Source organism: Undibacterium sp. GrIS 1.8 (assembly GCF_040544445.1).
Lineage (GTDB): Bacteria > Pseudomonadota > Gammaproteobacteria > Burkholderiales > Burkholderiaceae_D > Undibacterium.
Genome location: NZ_JBEONQ010000002.1, coordinates 136,852 through 153,531, shown reverse-complemented (window position 1 = coordinate 153,531; position 16,680 = coordinate 136,852). Strand labels below are relative to the sequence as shown.

Here is a 16,680-nt window from a genome sequence, read left to right as displayed (position 1 = left end):
TCGTGGTTCCATTCAGAGTTCTAACGTTCAGAGTTTCAATTCAACGAGCCTAAACAATCGCAATAACGATAGCACTGAACAATCAGAAAAGTGCTATTTTCGTTGCAAAATCATGTATCCCGATTATGTCCTTAATATCTGACAACTTGCAAGCCGTGCGTGCTGATTTGGCGGCGGTAGCAACTGCCGCTGGTCGCGATCCACAACAGATCACACTATTAGCGGTATCTAAAACTTTTGCTGCCGATGCAGTGATTGAAGCGGCGCATGCCGATCAGCATGCATTTGGTGAGAATTACGTACAAGAAGCGATAGATAAAATTGAAACGGTACGCAAACTTGCGCCAGATTTATTGCTTGAATGGCATTTTATTGGGCCTATCCAAAGTAATAAAACCCGTCAGATCGCAGAGTCGTTTGCTTGGGTTCATTCTGTAGATAGAGAAAAAATTGCCACACGACTGTCCGAGCAGCGTCCTGTCGGTATGCCGGATTTAAACATTTGTCTGCAAGTGAATATCAGCGGGGAGGCGAGTAAAAGTGGCGTGTTGCCAGACCAGGCTCTGGCACTGGCTTTACATATCGCTCAATTGCCTAGACTACGGTTGCGTGGCCTGATGGCAGTCCCAGAGCCGGCGACCACTGTAGAACAGCAAAGACAGCCTTTTTTGCAATTGCGCATGCTGCAAGACCAACTGAACACACATGGTCTGATGTTAGATACCCTCTCCATCGGGATGAGTGCAGATATGCATGCCGCAATCGCCGAAGGTAGCACCATGGTGCGGATAGGATCAGCTATTTTTGGGAATAGAAATTATGCAAAATAAATTAAAAATGATCTTTATTGGCGGCGGCAATATGGCAACCGCTTTAATTGGCGGCTTGTTACCTGATTTGACTACTCCCGCAAATGTGCATGTGATTGATACTTATCAGGCGTCCTTAGACAAATTGTCAGCGAGGTTCGGTGTAACGACAGGATTATCTCTTGAGGCTGGCAGTGCTATTGGTGTCATTGGTGATGCCAGCGCGCTGATTCAGCAAACGGATGTCATCATTTTGTCGGTTAAGCCACAACAATTACGTGAGGTCGCAGCTGCTCTCGCGCCGCATCTGTCGGGACAATTAGTTTTGTCAATTGCGGCTGGAATCCGTTCTAGCGATTTGTCACGCTGGCTTAACGATTATCCAAAAATCGTGCGCAGTATGCCCAATACCCCTGCACTGATTGGCAAAGGAATTACCGGTTTATTTGCAACTGCTGGCGTGTCTGACGAGCAAAAGCAGGCGGCAGAAGACATTATGAGTGCAGTCGGCTCTACTATTTGGCTGGATCAGGAACCCTTAATTGATGCCGTTACTGCGATGTCTGGTAGCGGCCCTGCTTACGTATTTTATTTTATTGAGGCGATGCAACAAGCGGGTGTCGAGCTAGGACTGACTAGCGCGCAAGCAACGCAATTGGCAATCTCCACCTTTGAGGGGGCGTCATTATTAGCGCTTAATTCCGATGAGCCAGTCTCGGTATTGCGCGAACGAGTGACCTCCAAAGGCGGCACAACGTATGCTGCTTTATCCAGTATGGAAAACAGTGGCGTAAAGGCGGCAATCATAGACGCAGTAAAAGCAGCCGCAGCGCGTGGTAAAGAGTTAGGAGATGAGCTGGGGTCGGAGTGAACTGCAGTGAACCGCATTGAATTGTAGTGAATTTTCAATCAGTAAACAAATTCAAGCATTCATCAATTCAATACAAACGAGCTGATAGATTATTGCCCGTCAGCGGTTTTTGACACAGAGTTTGGTTTAAGTCTTGACATCACCGTCGGTGCAATGCCTTGCCAGATTTCCCAAGCCATAAGCCCGGTTTTTAATAGCGACCAGATGCGCTTAGGCTTAATCAATAACGTCGCAGCAGTTAAACCTAAACTTATCAATGGATGTCGCTTGATTGTTTGACCAGCCTGAAATCCCAACTCAAGAAATTGCAGCGATTGTTTAAATTGGCGACTGTCCGCAATCAAAAGCTCACGCTGGACTTGAGTTTTAGCCAGCAAAGCTAATCGTCGTTGAGTTAAAAGTTTGGCTGCGTATGCCATGATTATTGATCACCTGCCTTGTTTGCATCCCTATTGTCCGCCTGGTGTCCTTGCAGCGCAGACACATCCTTACGCAGCTCGACTAAGGTATCTGCCAGCAAGCGGGGTCTATTACTCAGTGTGGTTTTTAACCACCAGCCAAGTCCAATCGCCGTGCCTGAAAATATGCCCAATAAAGATAGTAAAACGGTTAGGCGATAGCTGTCCCAGAACGACGCAATCAGCAATAAAATCAGCAATAAAACAGCGATCCCTGCACAAAATAATGCAACCAGTGACCACAGCAAATAGGAAGAAAAGCGCGTTAGCTCTTCTTCCACTTCTACTGAAATCAATTCTAGCCGTGTGTATAGAATGCCGATGACATTGGCTGATAGCCGCGCGATGGAATCAGTGATCGCCATAGCCTTACTTACGCGAGATCAATAGACCAATTAATAAACCAACGCCGGCGGCAATACCTGCTGACTGCCAGGGATTATCTTTGACATAGACGTCTGTCGCGTATGCCGCGTCTTTTGCTTTGGTGACGACCAGATCTTCGATACGCTCAATTTCTGCTTTCGCGTTTTTGATTGTATGTTCAATTTTGGCTTTAGCAGATTGGAAACCAGCGCTTCCTTGCTGCTCAGAATTTTTTAATAATTCTTCCGCGTCTTTAATAACTTGGGTCAGGTCATGCATCAATTTTTCTTTATGCTGTTCAGCTGAGCTCATGATATTTCCTCTCAAAAGTAGTGAAATTGAAAAACAAGTAAAGCCTGCATAAACTATTTAATACGGCTTTCACTGTAGTGCATAGTCGAGTGCGACACCAGCAAAAATAGCAGCGCCTAACCAGTTATTGTGACGAAACGCCTTAAAACAAGCCAGTCTTTCTCGTCGGCGTATCAGAGTGTAATGGTATAGGGCACATGCCACTGCCAGCGCCATACCCGCGACAAACCAGGTACCCAAACCTTGCTGCCAGCCTACCCATAATATGAGTAAAAAACTCAAGCAATAGCATAGCATTACCGCCAGCACGTCAAACCGGCCAAAGGTAATGGCAGAAGTGCGTATGCCTATTCTCAGATCATCATCTCTATCGACCATCGCATATTCTGTATCGTAAGCGACAGCCCAAAAAATATTCGCCAATAACAAAATCCAGGCAGTCACGGGTACGGTATTTTGTATCGCTGCAAATGCCATCGGTATTCCAAACCCAAAGGCAATCCCCAAATAGGCTTGAGGAATGGCAAAGAATCGCTTGAAATAAGGATAACTGCCAGCGATTAATACCGCTACTACAGACAATTGTTTAGTCAGCGTGTTTAACGGCAATATCAATAAAAACGAGATTAATGCCAGTATCACTGCAATCACTATCGCCTCCCATGAGGCAATTTTCCCGCTAGTGATTGGCCGTTCGGCAGTACGTTTGACATGCTTATCAAAGTCCCTGTCTGCAAAGTCATTGATCGCGCAGCCAGCAGAGCGCATCAGAGCGGTACCTAGACTAAATATCAATACCAGTTGCCAATTGGGTTTGCCATTGGAGGCGATCCACAAGGCGATTAAGGTTGGCCAAAGCAATAGCAAAATACCGATAGGTTTATCCAGGCGAACTAATTGGATGTACAGTAAAACTCGATTTGAAAGCGGGCGCATAAAATTGGATTTGGGGTAACCAACAAAAAAATTGGCATTTGATGGATAGATGATTTATTTCGTTTGATGGCAGAATTATAAGTGCTATCTGCGCACGCGATGGATGATAATGCTATCGTAGTACGGCTGTCACATTCCGGTCATAGAATGGGGGCATCTGACTAAAGAAAAGATTTGAGACAATCTGAGACAAATCCGGAGTTCACTTGCTTACAAAGCTGGCTCCAGATTTTTAAAAAAATTAAAAAGAAAGACAATGATGAAAATTAAATTCACATCCATTGTTCTCGCCATGCTCGCTATGGGGACAATATCCAATTCTGCTCACGCGCTGACTGAAATTAGCTGGTGGCATTCGATGACCGGCGCTCTAGGTGATCGGGTTAATGCGCTTTCGGAGCAATTCAATAAAAGCCAGTTAGATTATAAAGTCGTACCAGTCTACAAAGGTAGCTACGATGAGGCGATGGCTGCTGCTATTGCTGCATATCGCGCTGGCAACGCACCGAATATTTTGCAAGTATTTGAAGTCGGCACCGCTACCATGATGTATTCCAAAGGTGCGATCAAGCCGGTGACTGAGGTCATGAAATTAGCTGGCGAGCAATTTGACTCTTCTGTGTATATACCTGCGGTTGCCGGTTACTACACCACGCCAAAAGGTGAAATGGTGTCGTTCCCTTTCAATAGTTCGACGACAGTTTTTTACTACAACAAAGACATGTTCGCCAAAGCAGGGATGGATCCTAATAAAGCTCCGGCGACCTGGCAAGAAGTGGTTGCTGCTGCCGCCCGTTTAAAAGCAAATGGCGAAAAATGTGGTTTCACCACTGGCTGGCAAACTTGGGTACATCTGGAAAGTTTTTCTGCCTGGCACAACGTTGAGTTTGCTTCCAAAGGTAATGGTTTCGGTGGACTGGATGCCAGGCTGAAATTTAATGGTCCGTTACAGGTCAAGCATATTGAGAATATGGCGAACTGGGCCAAGCAAGGCTACTTCACTTACGCTGGTCGTAAGAACGAACCGGAGGCGAAGTTCTATTCAGGTGAGTGCGGCATGCTGACCTCATCTAGCTCGGCGTATGGCAATGTAGTCAAAAACGCTAAATTCAAATTTGCGGTTGCGCCACTTCCTTACTATTCTGATGCTGCGGGTGCGCCGCAAAATACCATTATTGGTGGCGCGTCCTTATGGACGATGAGCGGTAAAAAAATTGATGAATACAAAGCGGTTGCTAAGTTCTATAAATTTTTGTCGCAGCCAGAAGTGCAAGCCAAATGGCATCAGGAAACGGGTTACTTACCGATTACTAATGCCGCTTATGAACTGACGAAGAAGTCTGGTTTCTACGATAAAAATCCCGGCCCGAATATCGCCGTGCAACAGATGATCGTAAAAACCACAGACAAGTCACGCGGAATTCGCTTAGGTAACTTTGTGCAGATACGCACCATCATGGATGAAGAATTGGAATCCGTCTGGAGTGGGAAAAAGACGGCAAAAGAAGCCTTAGATAATGCCGTCGCGCGCGGCAATGAGTTGTTAGAGCGGTTTGAGAAGGCCAATAAATAAATGAGTGATCTATGGTCACAGATCATAGATCGTAGATCACTAGCAATTTGATGCACTCTAGAAATTGATTTTACTTATAGGTTGATCTTGGAAAAACGCGCCCGATTCCGCTCGGCATGGCTGCCTTACGCATTGGTAGCGCCACAAATTATTGTGACGCTACTGTTTTTTTTCTGGCCTGCGGTACAAGCTTTATATCAATCGGTATTGCTGCAAGATGCATTCGGCATGTCCACTCAATTTGTTTGGCTAGATAATTTTAAGACGCTGTTTGCTGATCCTAGTTATTTAGAGTCTTTCAAAACTACCGCACTGTTCTCGGTTCTCGTCGCCGTGTCCGGTTTAAGTATCTCCTTAGTCTTCGCGGTATTCGCAGACCGGGTTGTCAAAGGTGCTGCGATTTACAAAACTTTTTTGATCTGGCCGTATGCCGTGTCACCGGTAGTCGTCGGGGTGTTATGGATGTTTTTACTGAACCCGACTTTAGGTATTGTTGCCCATGCTTTGCGGCATGTTGGTATTGAGTGGAATAGTTTGCTGAACGGGCAACACGCGATGATTTTGATTGTGTTAGCCGCAGTCTGGAAGCAGATTAGTTATAACTTTTTATTTTTTCTGGCGGGTTTGCAATCGGTCCCCAAATCTTTGATTGAAGCAGCGGCAATTGACGGCGCAGGACCGGTAAAACGGTTCACTACGATTGTCTTTCCTTTGCTATCACCAACCTCATTTTTTCTACTGGTGGTGAATATTGTCTACGCGTTTTTTGATACCTTTGCGATTGTCGAAGCGACTACGCAGGGCGGCCCGAGTAAGGAGACAGAAATCTTGGTCTACCGCGTTTTTAACGATGGTTTTAAAGGCGGCGATCTTGGCAGTGCGGCGGCACAATCGGTGATTTTGATGACAATCGTGATTGTGTTGACGATCGTTCAGTTTAAATATGTAGAGAAGAAAGTACAGTATTCATAAGCGTTGTACTTTCCAGGACAAATAGCATACTGTCAGTGAGTATATTTAGTTGTCCATATAATCGTTGGACAATCAGCCATATTTTATAAAATAGTGGGGGAGTATATGAAAAATTCCTCTGCAGTGCTTGAAGTGAACCTTAATTACAACTGAAGTAAATCTGATTTGCCTCAACTATGTAGCGCGACCTGATTGCAGTCCCTTAAGTGAAAGTCAGTCCATGATAGAGCGTCGTCCAATATTGGATTTCATCAGTCACCTAGTTTTAATCATCGGTGTGCTGATTGTGGCTTTTCCCATCTATATTGCCGTAGTTGCCAGTACCCAGACCGCAGAACAAAGTGCGCTGGCACCGATGTCTTTGTTACCTGGTAATCAGTTCGTCCAGAATTTTTCTACGGTATTAAGTAGCGGCGCGTCCGGCAATGTTTCTACCAGTCCGGTGGCCAGAATGTTGTGGGTGAGCCTGGTATCTGCATTGATAATTGCGATCGGAAAAATAGCTATCTCTATGCTGTCAGCATTTGCGCTGGTGTATTTTCGTTTTCCTGGGAGAACCTGGTTTTTCTGGATGATTTTTGTAACCTTGATGTTGCCAGTAGAAGTAAGGATTTCTCCTACCTATAAAGTCGTCTCCGATTTATCCATGCTCAATTCTTACGCTGGTTTGACGATCCCTTTAATCGCTTCTGCTACGGCGACTTTTTTGTTCAGGCAATTCTTTCTGACGGTGCCTGAAGAGTTGGCAGAGGCGGCGCGTATCGACGGCGCCGGGCCATTACGTTTCTTTAAAGATGTGCTCTGGCCCTTATCGCGCACCAATGTGATTGCACTTTTTGTCATCATGTTTATTTATGGCTGGAACCAATATTTATGGCCTTTGTTAATCTCAACCGAACAAGGTATGTATCCGATCGGTATAGGTATTAAACAGATGATCGCTGGAGGCGACGCTGCGGTGGAATGGAATCTGGTCATGGCGACTTTATTGCTGGCGATGTTGCCTCCGGGATTGCTGATCGTGATCATGCAAAAATGGTTTGTCAAAGGCCTGGTTGATTCTGAGAAGTAAGCGCAACTTAGCTACAACTGAGCTACAACTCCGCTAAAGACTGCGCCGCCGACTGTATGTACGCAAAGCAAAGATTGCTATGCACCACACTCTCTCAAAACGGGATAAAAGAATCATCATGGCTCAAGTCCATTTAAAGAATGTCAAAAAAACGTATGGCAAGGCTGGTAAGGCCGTTGATGTGATTCATGGTGTGTCGATGGATATTGCTGATGGCGAATTCATTGTCATTGTCGGCCCATCAGGCTGCGGTAAATCGACTTTATTGCGCATGGTCGCCGGCTTGGAAGAGATTACTTCTGGCGAGGTAGTGATTGGGGATCGCGTCGTTAATCAGCTAGAACCCAAAGATAGAGATATCGCGATGGTGTTCCAAAACTATGCCTTGTATCCGCATATGACGGTGTACCAAAACATGGCGTATGGCTTGAAGATACGTCGGTTTTCTAAAGACGATATTGAGCTGCGGGTACAAAAGGCAGCAAAGATTTTGGAGCTGGGTGAGCTATTGCAGCGCACGCCGCGCCAGCTCTCTGGCGGCCAGCGTCAGCGCGTTGCTATGGGACGTGCAATTGTGCGTGAGCCAGCTGTTTTTTTGTTTGACGAGCCTTTATCCAATCTGGACGCCAAGCTACGGGTACAGATGCGCTTAGAAATCCAAAAACTCCATCGTACCTTGGGTACGACCAGTTTATATGTCACACATGATCAGGTCGAAGCAATGACTTTGGGGCAGCGCATGATAGTGATGAATGCTGGCAAGGCAGAGCAGATCGGCACGCCAGCCGAGGTCTATAGCAAACCGGCAACGACCTTTGTCGCCAGTTTTATCGGCTCGCCACCGATGAATTTATTGCGCGGCAAAGTTAGTGCGGATGGGCGGCAAATACAATTTGGCCAAGCCATTGTCAATTTGTCAGTCTTGAAGTCAGTTGCCGATCAGATCGCCAATCACGATCTGATCATGGGTGTACGTCCAGAGCATTTATTGATAGGCATGCCCGGTTTGCCGCTAGAAGTAGAACTGGTGGAATCCCTAGGCGCGGATTTGCTGGTACATGGAAATTGCGCCGGACAAGCGGTGGTGATTCGTACACCGGCGGGGACGCCGGTGGAGGCGGGGCAGCGCACGACGGCAGGTTTTACCGCCGATGTACTGCATTGGTTTGATCCAGTAACGAATCAGCGCCTGAGTTAGTCTTAACTTATTAGGCTTAACTTATTAGGCTTAACTGAGTTGGCATAACTGATAAAACTTATTCGGTGAGTCTTAATCAATTAAGCGTAAATTGATAGCTTCAGTATGTGGTACTTGTTTGAGAACTTAAGTCAAAACTACGAATTTACGCTTCGGCTTTTCATCGATATTTTTGTCTTTGATGATCGCAGCGGCAGCAGCGTCCACACCGGGTATTTGATGGATGCCGGTCTGGCTAGTTTGTCGCTTCGCTCCTATTACCATCCCAGAAAAAAAGGCGATTGTGATCAGCACACCGATGCCAACAACAGTTACCGCAGGGCTGGCAGCGAGAGAATATTTGGGCAGGGTATTCATCTGAGGATTCCTCCATTTTTGCTCGTCAGATGAGAGGCTGGCGATGTCGTCCGCCTCTCATCTATTACGTCTTTAAAGGCTCGTGTAGACGTCAGATTTAGAACTTGTAACCTACGCCGAGTGAGAACATATTTACCGCGCCTGTGTGGTCACTTTGGAGGCGGTCGTAGTCGGCATTTAAGCTGATATTTTTAGTGAGCGAGTAACGCGCACCTACACCAACCAATGGGGCAAAGCGATGTTGGTCTGACTCCACGGCACCTCCAAGCAGGAGGTAATTCGTAGAACTAGATTTGTCGTCGGTATAAGCGACACCTAAACGGCCATTGACGGAAAAATCATTGAAGTTGGCTTGCAACACATAAGACGCTCCCAGTCCCTTAGTGCTGGTTGATCTTCTAAGACTAGAAAAGGTTTCAGTGGCGCTACCTACTTTGTAATACATCAGCTCAACACCTTGAGACACATTCACGCCTTCAAACAAAGATGGCACTCCCATATAACCAGCGTAAATCTTACCGCTGGAACTTGCTTTGTTATCGCAACTAACTGAGCCTAAGCAGTCGTGGTCGTATTTGGCTTGAGCTGCAATGTTGAGGCCTGCATAAGCACCTGCTTCTGTTGTGGTCGTATCAGCAGCCATAGCGCTGGTTGTGGCTGTACCTAACAGTAAGCTGGCGATGCTGGCGAAAAAAATGGATTTTGCTTTGAACATGATTGCCTCGATAAATGAGTTTTTAGAAGTTTCCTATTGAGTTGCTATCGGTGTATTCGCTATCGCATCTCAGTCGGTCTTACTCCAAGCAGGTCTCGCGATGTTTGTCTTAAAACTCTCTTAAAACAGTGATGCTTGACCTCGGAGCGCAGTGTTGCAAACATTTTCCTGACGTACTAGCTAATTGTGCGAAGATGCAAAGTGCGATATCTTAGGTACTGTTTTGCGGTACTTTTTTAGTATTTTTGTTACCCTTTGAACTTTATAAGACTTACGCAAAATTGACCTGGCAAGGCCTAGCGATGCAGCCGGGCGGTTTTGCGTAAGTCCTACTTTAAAGAAGACATTTATGAGTTCTCCTGAATTGGTGTTGCAGGTTTTACGCCATGAACTGCGTGCAGCCGGCGTCACCTACAAAGTATTGGCTGAGCGTATAGGCATGAGCGAATCCAGTATGAAGCGGATGTTTGCGCAAAAAGACATGGCCTTGTCGCGTCTTGCCGCGATCTGTAAAGCGGCGGGGATTGCGCTAGAAGATGTATTGCGTCAGGCCGCTGATGTGACGCCGCATTCTGATAATTTGACTCTCGCACAAGAGAAGTCCTTGATGTCTGATCCCAAGTTATTACTGGTAGCGATCTGTTGTCTGGGTCATTGGACGCTGGAGCAGATTGTAGAAACCTACAATCTGTCTGAATCGGAATGCATCTTGCAACTGGTGGCTCTGGATCGTCTGGAATTGATAGAACTACGACCGCATAACCGCTATCGCTTAAATGTCTCTAACGCGTTTCACTGGCGGCCTGATGGCCCGGTACAGCAATATTTTCGGGAACATATTGTCAGCGATTTTTTTAATGGTCGCTTTGACGGACATGGTGAAACAGTGCTCTGTGTACCTGCCAGATTGTCTGTCGCCAGCGCGCAAGAAGTTGTACAAAAAATCCATCAGTTGGTGGCGGAAATGGCGCAATCACATCAAGATGATCGTCGTTTGCCAGCAGCGGCACGTGATGGGTTTACGCTGCTGTTGGGATTCCGCTCATGGGAATTTTCGGCATTGACAGTGCTGCGACGTCAGGAAACTACCGAGCATGTACCCAATATCACCAAACCGGCCCGAGGAAAAGATACAAACTAGAGCTGTCACCATGAGTTGCACCCGCACCAAAATACAAGGGACCAAAGCGGGTGTCCATTGCGATAAAAGCGCTACCTGCTCGTTTTAAATTACCAAAACGTAGTGGTTGTTCTGCCCCAAAACCGCCGCCTAATTCTGCCGAGAAGCCCAGTCGTATTGCACCACCCAACGTCGTTGGCATATTGCCTATGCGGCGTGCGATGACGGCGCGGCCTAGTAAAATCGTATTGCCGTCTAACGAATCAGCCGTGGTACCAGACAAGCGTAAAAATCCCCCCAATGAACTAGAGGCAAAGCCGCGTTGCGCATGCGACCATTCACCATACAGATGCCCCGCCCAATCACCGGTTTGGAACGCCGTCAGACCTGTCAGTGATGATCGCGCCAAAGAGGATTCGCCTATATCCTTGCTTGGCGAGCGTTCCCACAGTGCTGTTAATAAATTCCCCTGTGTCGGAAATGCCAGCGAGTCTAGCGTATCAATCCGTAGCTGAGCAAATTGGGTAGTGTCGTAACTACGTGCACCAGGCGCATTCACATCTTCCGGCAAAATTACATTGTATTTGCCAAAGCGACGACTCAGTCCAATTTGAATATCACCCCAATTATCTAATTCGCGCCCCAGCACCAGACTACTGCTGGTAGTACGTGCGCTCACACGATAAATTTTGCGACCTTGCTGGAATAAATCGATGCCAGATGCGCCAAATTCCAGCGACGGCGCCACATACCAGGGGGAGCCGGATGCCAGCGGTTGCCATAACTGTGTGCCGAACTGTCGCTGACTACCGATTTTTGCCACGGTACGCAGTTCAGCACCGTAGCTATTGAGTGAGGAGGCAATATGCATAAAGCTCAGCGCAAATTGATTATCGTCAGAAAAATCACTCGATAGTTCCAGTCCGACGCGCAGACGGTTGCGGCTAGAATTGGATTCAGTCGGCTTAATCACTACACTACGCTGCCCGTTATCGTCGGTGATTTCGGTCTCCACATTGTCGAGGTCGCCGCGACCATATAAGCGCGAGGTTGCCTGACGAATCTGATCCGGAGTAAGCGATTGTCCCTCGCGCAGACCGGATTGCGTGACCAGAGCTTTGGGGTTGATATAGCCGTGACTTTCTACCTCAATTTTAGCGATAGGTAGGGCTTGGGTGACATCGTCCGGCGTGGCGGTGGCAGCCAGACGTTGTTGATCAAGCAGGGAATATTGTTCGGCGCTCACGCTCAGATGTTGCAGCCGCGGCGCCATTTTGTTGGCAGCATCTTCCCCCGCTTTGATGGTTTTTTCGAACTGAGCGAAATCTAAAAAACTAATCCCCGATAAATCCGGTGCGATCAATACATCCTTGCTGCCCAATTCTTTAATTGAGCGTTGCACGTTTTGCTCGGTCAGAATTTGCAGCATCTGTTGCGCCACGCCGAAGGCACTACTGAGTTCGCTCTCTTTTGCCAGCGGAGTCCCGACATTGACTGCAATCACAATATCCGCACCCATGGCGCGAGCCAGTTCTACCGGAAGATTACGCACCAAACCGCCATCGACGACCAGCCTTTGGTTCAGTCGTACCGGTGCGAAAACACCAGGTAACGCCAGCGATGCCCGCATGCTTAAAAATAGCGGCGTGTCGCTAAGCTCGACTAAATCCCCCGTCAATAAATCCGAAGCAACCGTGCGGAACGGCAAGCCCAACTGGTTGATCGGACGGTCGCGCATACCTTGCGGTAACAAGCGGGTCAACGCTTGTTCCAGCGCAGCATTGCCTGCGGCGGCTGGCGGTAAAGATACGCCAGCTTTAGTGATGGCAAGCTCGATACGAGATGGCAGTAACTGATCTTCTTCTTTGCGCCGGAAATCCAGATCGTAGCGCGCTGGCCGATCTGCCAGTACGCGGTCCCAGGCGGTTTCACGTACTAATTGTTCCAGCTCGCTGACCGATCGTCCCGCCGCATAGGCACCACCGACTACCGCACCCATGCTGGTACCGACCACAATATCCACCGGCACCCGTTGCGCCCGCAATGCGCGCAACACGCCAATATGCGCAAAGCCACGCGCGCCGCCACCGGATAAAACTAAGGCAACTTTGGGACGTGCAGGCATGGCGGGAATACTGAGGGATAAATTTGTTGTTGCGCTCGTGTTCTTGTCCGTAGTTGCAGACACTGCAGTGGTTTGGGCCAAGACTGGATGCGAGCCGGATGCCAGCGCAAAAGCAGTGCACAGCCAAAGCACAGTCGTCGAGGAACGATGGATGAAAGTAGCGACTACAAGGGAGGGTGACATCATCAGTTATACCTTTAGCAAATAACCTGGCGAAAGAATGCTGGGAGTATAGCGTCAGACCTGAGTTAAAACGAAGAACTGCATTCCAGAAGGCTGACTTACCTTCGCCTGAGCCACGTCAGTATTGTTTGGTAATATTAATTAGTGAGTGGTCGGCACCAATTGACACTGCGGACTTTTTGAAAGGCGCTGGTAATTCTGGAAATGTTATTGTTCCGTTAGCCAATCCATAGTTCGGTGTTGGCGGAGAGCGGAATCGTTCTTATGGTGGAAAGACTTCAATCGAATATGGTTTTCGTACTAAGGGAGTAAGTATTTCACTAACTGGTTATGGCTGGGAAAGAAAAAAATAAATATGAACCAAGAAAAAAAACATTGGAGGAAGTCAACGATGAACGAGCGAAAATCCTGGAAACTGCTAGTTAAAGAAACCTTTACCAAAAGTCGTGGCGAAAGCTATGCTGAATCAACAAAAAATGAAAAAATATGGTATTAGGTATTTATATCGGTCATATGTCTGACAATACTGCTCATTTCTATTTTCTATTGAACTCGGTACAACGCACTTTTTTGTACGGTGTCAATAAAGCGAAGCCGCATTGCACCGAGCGGAATGCCGGCAAGTTGCATAATGACGCATAGGTTGCGGCCTTAATTTCGCGGATTTCGTAAGCTAGCAAGCGTAGCCCGGGCTTGTAGGTTGGCGCAGAACGAAGCGAAGCCTAACATTGACACAACAACGGTTAACACCTCGGATAATCACGTAAACCGCCCGCCACACTGATCGCGAAGCCGGGATCAGTTCTAACAATCACACACATGAATAGGCGTATCTATGATCTATTGCTAGGGCGCTTCATGCAGGGTGATCCTTTCATTTAGTACCTGTCGAATTTACAGAACTTCAACCGCTATAGGTATTGCTATAACAGCCCTATGACTTGGGCCGATTCAAGCGGCGATTTCGGTTGGGATTCTTTTTTTAAAGACACTGACTGCCCCTGCATTTAGTCCGCTCCAGGGAGTTTGGGGCGCGTATCATGAAGTGCATATCAATGGGGATTCTGCATATCAAATTAGCAGTATCTTAGTGTTGGTTGCACTGGTTATCCCACGCAATATATAGTCGGCAGCGATCGCGGGCTTTATCAGTGGCGCAATTGCTTCGGGGGATATTAAGGGCACTTTCACGGCAGGTTTGCTAAACAGATGGCGGGTCGAAATTCATTATTTTTATAACTTACCTACTGGCCAATATGTAAATCCCTTTATCAAAATGGGAGAATGGGGAAGCAGTGCTTTTAAAACATTGAAAAAAGAACGGGGAAAATGAATATAAATGATTTAGAGAGCAATTCGGACTCAATATCTGATAACAAACTTAGGGAAGTTATCGTACTGTTGATAGAGTCTGCGCGTGACTTCCCTGATGCATCTGTTGATCGGTTAGATGAGTTCATTCTTGCTGTGTCTTTTAAGATAAACGTTCCTTTGACGCGTGAGAATTTGGTGTGCTATATGGATAAATACGCCAAAGAGGAAGATTTATGGGTTCTAGTTTCTTTAGAGGGACTAGTTCGTGTATTTGATTTGATGGAGCTATATGGATATTCTCTTTCGTTAGTTATGAGCAAGGTTCGTGAAATTAGCCCGCATACGTGCGATTAGCATAAGGTAATCGCATGAATGGCAATCCCATAGATGATGACTAGACAAAAATCATGACAATCTCTGTCACGCGAGTATAAAAAAGCTGACATCTCGACTGATGTACGATTACGCTACGCATGCGAACTTATATACAGCGATCATATCTGCCCCGTAGTGTTGCAGGGCGCTTAAATACTCTTGTCGTCGCTAAATTTTGTTGATGCAATTTTGCGCAAATCTTGCGCTATTTGAATTGCCGCCAGTTTGCTGTAGGTTATGCAAAAAGCAAACGTACCTTCGTCTTTGATAAAAAATAATCTATTTATTGGTAGACTTCTTATTAGCAATTATCAGCAGTATCGTTGGGTGCACTGCGCTGGTGTTCGGAGGAATTTGGAGCATCAACTACAATAGGATTGACGGATCTGATTGCTCTAGGGAAAGATGTAATTGCTATTGGCGCTGGTCGAGGACCGTTAAACATAGATATGCTGCTTACTCACGATGCCGACGCTGATTTTTGAATGTTTTCAGAAAAACTACGGAGCAAATATACTATCTAAAATTAACTCTTCCGCGCAAGCTTATCTGACTTTTAGCGTTGGAGACGTTTCAGTATCATTACGCACTTTTGGCAGCAAGCCAAATGCTGCGATGCAGGTGGCGAACGGGTTGGGGTTTGGTATTGAGATAAGGTAATGACGACTATGCTGGACGAATTAAATACTGCCGATAGTGAATATTTTAGCGCAACGTTAGAATCATTTGGTGCGGGTGGGCACGTCGATTTTTTTTCTTTAACTCATGTTGGCAATGTAAATTGGAAATTTTTAAACCTTCCATATGGAACTGGTTTGGGAGAGGAAATTTTCGCGAAAATCGCAAATGTGGCGGCTACGTGTGAAGATAGTGAATTAATTATTTCAGATATTTTTAAGTCAACGCCGAAAAATAATCTTGTCGCTATTAAAGTTGAGTATGAAGATTTTACAAATCTAATATGCGGATCTCGGAAATACGATGTAAGTGATATCGCAATGGTTGGACGTTCAGGTAGGTGGCTTGCAATTTTAAGTTGTCATGTGGGTATTTTAGCTGCTAGTGAGGAGACTATGGTCGCTAGCGGCATATTGAGTTCCGATTTAACAGATTCCATTGTGGAAGCTAGAATTGAACGAATCTGACCTGTTGTGTAATACAGAGACTTAGGGTGCAATGCATTGGCGTCTCAACTAGGCGCTGAAACGATTTCCATCAACGCTGCACTGGTTAATCACTCCCTAGGCCTAGCTCTTCGCATGGATAGTTGGGGCATCCGTGCCGGAAAAAGTGGCTCTTTATACCGACACCATCACAAGGACGGTCAAATGACTTTCATTAGTCCCGCGAGTAGATTTCACCGTATTATTAAGAAGCTCGCTCGTAGTGTCGTAGGACAGGAGCATGATGTGCTGCCTGATTACAAGGCGCTAATTCAAACCAATGAATCTCTTATTGGCGTCTATTGTGCCGACGCCCGAATCGATGACCTCCTCTTCACTGATAAGGGGGTCATCTTTATGGACTATAAAAATTTCCTTGCAAGAAGAATCACTTATGCAGATATAGATGATGTTGATTTTCCCTTGCCAGTGTCAGATTCGGTCTTGCTGACGCTTCAATTGTCTGACTCGTCGCTCGTTAGTATTAAAGTCGTTGGTCAGCAGGGAAACTTCAGAGATGTTTTTGAGGTTGGGAGGTTCTTTATGCGTGTTGTTGAAGACGAGAGGGGAAAATCGATTTGACAAAAATTGAGCGCGCGCAGCTCCAATTTGTATCGCGTAATCGAATGGGTTTAATTTGTTCGAGGTATTGTTAAATAAAAATTCGTCATACAAGACAATATCGCATACTCCCAATGGAAATATAAGGAATATGCCTTAATGTCCAATAATTAATTGGACGTGTGAAATATACTTGCAGG

The 16,680-nt window shown here is 46.4% G+C and carries 17 protein-coding genes; 10 read left to right on the top strand and 7 right to left on the bottom strand.

The features are described from left to right. Nucleotides 1–125 precede the first annotated feature (125 nt). Together AAKU64_RS01660 and proC are read left to right on the top strand one after the other, a co-directional pair. Nucleotides 126–830: a YggS family pyridoxal phosphate-dependent enzyme gene (locus tag AAKU64_RS01660; protein ID WP_354361175.1), complete on the top strand. Its 705-nt coding sequence runs from the start codon at nucleotides 126–128 to the stop codon at nucleotides 828–830. Beyond that, nucleotides 820–1,680 carry a pyrroline-5-carboxylate reductase gene (gene proC, locus AAKU64_RS01655; RefSeq protein WP_354361173.1) on the top strand — a complete coding sequence of 287 codons (861 nt, stop codon included), beginning with the start codon at nucleotides 820–822 and terminating at the stop codon, nucleotides 1,678–1,680. The genes AAKU64_RS01660 and proC overlap by 11 nt, the downstream gene beginning before the upstream one ends. Before the next feature lie 89 nt (nucleotides 1,681–1,769). On the opposite strand, the gene AAKU64_RS01650 is transcribed toward proC, so the two are convergent. From AAKU64_RS01650 to ubiA, 4 genes are all read right to left on the bottom strand, one after another. Next, a complete protein-coding gene (locus AAKU64_RS01650) occupies nucleotides 1,770–2,099 on the bottom strand; it encodes a YqjK family protein (RefSeq protein ID WP_354361171.1) in 330 nt (109 codons plus the stop codon). A gap of 2 nt (nucleotides 2,100–2,101) precedes the next feature. Then, entirely contained in the window at nucleotides 2,102–2,503 is a 402-nt protein-coding gene (locus AAKU64_RS01645; protein WP_354361169.1) for a phage holin family protein, read from the bottom strand. Between the two features lie 4 nt (nucleotides 2,504–2,507). Further along, complete coding sequence (locus AAKU64_RS01640) at nucleotides 2,508–2,816, bottom strand: ElaB/YgaM/YqjD family protein (RefSeq protein WP_322119845.1); 309 nt, start codon at nucleotides 2,814–2,816, stop codon at nucleotides 2,508–2,510. Between the two features lie 69 nt (nucleotides 2,817–2,885). After that, on the bottom strand, nucleotides 2,886–3,752 hold the full coding sequence (ubiA, locus tag AAKU64_RS01635) for a 4-hydroxybenzoate octaprenyltransferase (protein ID WP_354361167.1): 867 nt from the start codon (nucleotides 3,750–3,752) through the stop codon (nucleotides 2,886–2,888). A 259-nt stretch (nucleotides 3,753–4,011) separates the two neighbouring features. On the opposite strand from ubiA, the gene ugpB reads away from it, so the two are divergent. The 4 genes from ugpB to AAKU64_RS01615 all read left to right on the top strand — a co-directional run bounded on the left by ugpB (nucleotide 4,012) and on the right by AAKU64_RS01615 (nucleotide 8,567). Further along, complete coding sequence (gene ugpB, locus AAKU64_RS01630) at nucleotides 4,012–5,325, top strand: sn-glycerol-3-phosphate ABC transporter substrate-binding protein UgpB (RefSeq protein WP_354361165.1); 1,314 nt, start codon at nucleotides 4,012–4,014, stop codon at nucleotides 5,323–5,325. A gap of 87 nt (nucleotides 5,326–5,412) precedes the next feature. Beyond that, nucleotides 5,413–6,297 (top strand): sn-glycerol-3-phosphate ABC transporter permease UgpA, encoded by an 885-nt coding sequence (gene ugpA, locus AAKU64_RS01625; RefSeq protein WP_354361163.1) that lies wholly within the window; start codon nucleotides 5,413–5,415, stop codon nucleotides 6,295–6,297. Nucleotides 6,298–6,517: 220 nt separating this feature from the next. Then, nucleotides 6,518–7,369 (top strand): sn-glycerol-3-phosphate ABC transporter permease UgpE, encoded by an 852-nt coding sequence (ugpE, locus tag AAKU64_RS01620; RefSeq protein WP_354361161.1) that lies wholly within the window; start codon nucleotides 6,518–6,520, stop codon nucleotides 7,367–7,369. Between the two features lie 118 nt (nucleotides 7,370–7,487). Next, nucleotides 7,488–8,567, top strand: coding sequence for a sn-glycerol-3-phosphate import ATP-binding protein UgpC (locus AAKU64_RS01615; RefSeq protein ID WP_354361159.1), 1,080 nt, complete (start codon nucleotides 7,488–7,490; stop codon nucleotides 8,565–8,567). A gap of 126 nt (nucleotides 8,568–8,693) precedes the next feature. Here AAKU64_RS01615 and AAKU64_RS01610 read toward each other — a convergent pair whose 3' ends face one another. Next, nucleotides 8,694–8,924 carry a hypothetical protein gene (locus AAKU64_RS01610; RefSeq protein WP_354361157.1) on the bottom strand — a complete coding sequence of 77 codons (231 nt, stop codon included), beginning with the start codon at nucleotides 8,922–8,924 and terminating at the stop codon, nucleotides 8,694–8,696. Between the two features lie 97 nt (nucleotides 8,925–9,021). Beyond that, nucleotides 9,022–9,639: an outer membrane protein gene (locus tag AAKU64_RS01605; protein ID WP_354361155.1), complete on the bottom strand. Its 618-nt coding sequence runs from the start codon at nucleotides 9,637–9,639 to the stop codon at nucleotides 9,022–9,024. A gap of 349 nt (nucleotides 9,640–9,988) precedes the next feature. On the opposite strand from AAKU64_RS01605, the gene AAKU64_RS01600 reads away from it, so the two are divergent. After that, nucleotides 9,989–10,780 (top strand): helix-turn-helix domain-containing protein, encoded by a 792-nt coding sequence (locus AAKU64_RS01600; RefSeq protein ID WP_354361153.1) that lies wholly within the window; start codon nucleotides 9,989–9,991, stop codon nucleotides 10,778–10,780. Here AAKU64_RS01600 and AAKU64_RS01595 read toward each other — a convergent pair. Continuing rightward, complete coding sequence (locus tag AAKU64_RS01595; RefSeq protein ID WP_354361151.1) at nucleotides 10,746–13,067, bottom strand: patatin-like phospholipase family protein; 2,322 nt, start codon at nucleotides 13,065–13,067, stop codon at nucleotides 10,746–10,748. The genes AAKU64_RS01600 and AAKU64_RS01595 overlap by 35 nt on opposite strands. A 1,329-nt stretch (nucleotides 13,068–14,396) precedes the next feature. Between AAKU64_RS01595 and AAKU64_RS01590 the strand changes: the two genes are divergently transcribed. The 3 genes from AAKU64_RS01590 (at nucleotide 14,397) to AAKU64_RS01580 (ending at nucleotide 16,501) form a co-directional block, all read left to right on the top strand. Further along, the gene (locus AAKU64_RS01590; protein WP_354361149.1) at nucleotides 14,397–14,735 is read left to right on the top strand and encodes a hypothetical protein; all 339 of its coding nucleotides are present in this window, start codon (nucleotides 14,397–14,399) and stop codon (nucleotides 14,733–14,735) included. 689 nt (nucleotides 14,736–15,424) lie between these two features. Further along, nucleotides 15,425–15,901 carry a hypothetical protein gene (locus AAKU64_RS01585; RefSeq protein WP_354361147.1) on the top strand — a complete coding sequence of 159 codons (477 nt, stop codon included), beginning with the start codon at nucleotides 15,425–15,427 and terminating at the stop codon, nucleotides 15,899–15,901. 36 nt (nucleotides 15,902–15,937) lie between these two features. Beyond that, nucleotides 15,938–16,501: a hypothetical protein gene (locus AAKU64_RS01580; RefSeq protein WP_354361146.1), complete on the top strand. Its 564-nt coding sequence runs from the start codon at nucleotides 15,938–15,940 to the stop codon at nucleotides 16,499–16,501. The last annotated feature ends 179 nt before the right edge of the window (nucleotides 16,502–16,680 follow it).

What these genes read in the sequence shown, in the direction of transcription:
- AAKU64_RS01660 (WP_354361175.1), top strand. Translation starts at nt 126, where the DNA reads ATGTCCTTAATATCTGACAACTTGCAAGCCGTGCGTGCTGATTTGGCG.
- proC (WP_354361173.1), top strand. Translation starts at nt 820, where the DNA reads ATGCAAAATAAATTAAAAATGATCTTTATTGGCGGCGGCAATATGGCA.
- AAKU64_RS01650 (WP_354361171.1), bottom strand. Translation starts at nt 2,099, where the DNA reads ATGGCATACGCAGCCAAACTTTTAACTCAACGACGATTAGCTTTGCTG.
- AAKU64_RS01645 (WP_354361169.1), bottom strand. Translation starts at nt 2,503, where the DNA reads ATGGCGATCACTGATTCCATCGCGCGGCTATCAGCCAATGTCATCGGC.
- AAKU64_RS01640 (WP_322119845.1), bottom strand. Translation starts at nt 2,816, where the DNA reads ATGAGCTCAGCTGAACAGCATAAAGAAAAATTGATGCATGACCTGACC.
- ubiA (WP_354361167.1), bottom strand. Translation starts at nt 3,752, where the DNA reads ATGCGCCCGCTTTCAAATCGAGTTTTACTGTACATCCAATTAGTTCGC.
- ugpB (WP_354361165.1), top strand. Translation starts at nt 4,012, where the DNA reads ATGAAAATTAAATTCACATCCATTGTTCTCGCCATGCTCGCTATGGGG.
- ugpE (WP_354361161.1), top strand. Translation starts at nt 6,518, where the DNA reads ATGATAGAGCGTCGTCCAATATTGGATTTCATCAGTCACCTAGTTTTA.
- AAKU64_RS01615 (WP_354361159.1), top strand. Translation starts at nt 7,488, where the DNA reads ATGGCTCAAGTCCATTTAAAGAATGTCAAAAAAACGTATGGCAAGGCT.
- AAKU64_RS01610 (WP_354361157.1), bottom strand. Translation starts at nt 8,924, where the DNA reads ATGAATACCCTGCCCAAATATTCTCTCGCTGCCAGCCCTGCGGTAACT.
- AAKU64_RS01605 (WP_354361155.1), bottom strand. Translation starts at nt 9,639, where the DNA reads ATGTTCAAAGCAAAATCCATTTTTTTCGCCAGCATCGCCAGCTTACTG.
- AAKU64_RS01600 (WP_354361153.1), top strand. Translation starts at nt 9,989, where the DNA reads ATGAGTTCTCCTGAATTGGTGTTGCAGGTTTTACGCCATGAACTGCGT.
- AAKU64_RS01595 (WP_354361151.1), bottom strand. Translation starts at nt 13,067, where the DNA reads ATGTCACCCTCCCTTGTAGTCGCTACTTTCATCCATCGTTCCTCGACG.
- AAKU64_RS01590 (WP_354361149.1), top strand. Translation starts at nt 14,397, where the DNA reads ATGAATATAAATGATTTAGAGAGCAATTCGGACTCAATATCTGATAAC.
- AAKU64_RS01585 (WP_354361147.1), top strand. Translation starts at nt 15,425, where the DNA reads ATGCTGGACGAATTAAATACTGCCGATAGTGAATATTTTAGCGCAACG.